We start from the raw sequence: 313 nt of genomic DNA, 5'->3' as shown, positions 1-313 counted from the left end.
TGGGCGGGGGGCCATTCGGCGGCCCACATGAGGGCCATCATGAGGGTGCCGGCGATGGCGGTGATGCGCAGGGCGATGCCGCTGATGAGGGCGGCGCCGATGCCGAGCATGCCGAGCATGAAGAGGGTGTCGGTCCAGCCCTGTCCGGCGATGTGGTGGAAGAAGGACTGGAGGGGGCCGGCCTGGACGCCGGACAGGAAGCCCTTGGTGGGGGAGCCGCCGTCGATCCAGCCCTTGCCGGAGCCGGTGGCGTAGTGCCAGCCGAAGGTCTTGTCCAGGAACGCCCACAGGAAGACGAAGCCGGTCACGATCC

1 pseudogene is annotated in these 313 nt (G+C 69.3%); it reads right to left on the bottom strand.

The annotated features are described in order from the left end of the window. Window positions 1-313 (bottom strand): annotated as a pseudogene (locus HCN08_RS34620) (hypothetical protein); the annotation flags it as partial.

The organism is Actinacidiphila epipremni, assembly GCF_012034175.1.
Classification (GTDB): domain Bacteria; phylum Actinomycetota; class Actinomycetes; order Streptomycetales; family Streptomycetaceae; genus Actinacidiphila; species Actinacidiphila epipremni.
This window is presented reverse-complemented; position numbering and strand designations above follow the sequence as displayed.